This window comes from Caulobacter sp. P1_B12_2, from assembly GCF_056406675.1.
On record NZ_JBFTZS010000721.1, the window covers coordinates 1 to 1,361 of the forward strand.

General features: G+C 71.7%; 2 protein-coding genes. Both read right to left on the reverse strand.

All coding sequences use genetic code 11. The features are described from left to right. Nucleotides 1–248: hypothetical protein (locus AC1DZ6_RS25205; RefSeq protein WP_477099823.1), on the reverse strand; the 248-nt coding region annotated here is incomplete at its 3' end. Nucleotides 249–279: 31 nt separating this feature from the next. Next, a partial coding sequence (locus AC1DZ6_RS25210; protein WP_477099824.1) for a topoisomerase C-terminal repeat-containing protein occupies nt 280–1,361 on the reverse strand: 1,082 nt, incomplete at its 5' end.

Consider the following 1,361-nt stretch of genomic DNA (forward strand, 5'->3'; position numbering starts at 1 on the left):
GCCTCGACCTCCTCGACCGGCTTGGGCTTGGGGGCCTCGACCGGCGGGGGCGGGGCGACCTCGGCGACGATCGGTGCGGCGTCGCGCACCGGCACGCCCGAGACCTCGGCCAGGGGCGCGGTCGACACGGCCTGGCGGTCGGTCTTCTGCAACGCGTTCTTGAGGCCGAACGCGAAGCCGCCGACGCTGAGCGCCGACAGGATCACGACCACGACGGGCAGCGGCAGAGGGCGTTCGAGCGACGTCATGAACCTAGCCTAACCCCACCGCCGAGGCGCGTCACGCCTCGGCTTTCGCCTTCTTCGCGGCGGGCTTCTTGGCCGCCGGTTTCTTCGCCGCCGGCTTCTTGGCCGGAGCCTTTTTCGCCGGTGCGGCGCCGTCGGCCACGGCCGCCTTTGCCTTGGCGGGGGCCTTCTTGGGCGCGGCCTTCTTCGCCGGCTTCTTGCCGCCGCCCTTGGCGACGCGGTCGGCGATCAGGGCCACCGCTTCGTCCAGGGTCATGGCCGCCGGATCCGCGCCCTTGGGCACGTTGGCGTTGGTGTCGCCGTGCTTGATGTAGGGGCCAAACCGCCCCGACAGCACGCGGATCGGCTTGCCGTCCTCGGGGTGATTGCCCAGCTCGGCCAAGGCGGCCGCCTGGCCGCGCTGCGGCCGCCCGCCGCCGGCCCGCTTGTCGGCCAGCAGGGCCACCGCGCGGTTCAGGCCGATGTCGAAGACCTCTTCCGGGTTCTCCAGGTTGGCGTAGGTGCCGTCGTGCAGCACGAACGGCCCAAAGCGGCCCAGGCCGGCGGTGATGGTCTTGCCGTCGTCCGGGTGGGCGCCGACCTCACGGGGCAGGGACAGCAGGCGCAGGGCCTTTTCCAGGTCGACCGCCGCCGCCGTCCAGCCCTTGGGCAGGCTGGAGCGCTTGGGTTTGTCGCCGCTGTCGACCGCCGCCGGCTCCTCGACATAGGGTCCGAAGCGGCCGTTCTTCAGCCACACCGCGCGGCCTGTCGCCGGATTGACGCCCAGCTCCTTGTCGGCGGCCTCGGCCTCGCCTTCGCCCTCGCTGGTGGCCAGCTGGCGGGTGAAGCGGCATTCGGGATAGTTCGAGCAGCCGATGAAGGCCCCGAACTTGCCGGTCTTCAGCGACAGCAGGCCGGTGCCGCAGGTCGGGCACGCGCGCGGGTTCGACCCGTCGCCCTTGTCCGGGAAGATGTGCGGGCCCAGGGCCTCGTTCAGGGCGTCCAGGACGTTGGTGGTGCGCAGCTCGGCGATCTCGCCGACCGCGGCCGCGAAGTCCTTCCAGAAGTCGCGCAGGAACTGCTTCCAGTCCAGCTTGCCGTCCGACACCAGGTCCAGCTGTTCTTCCAGCGCGGCGG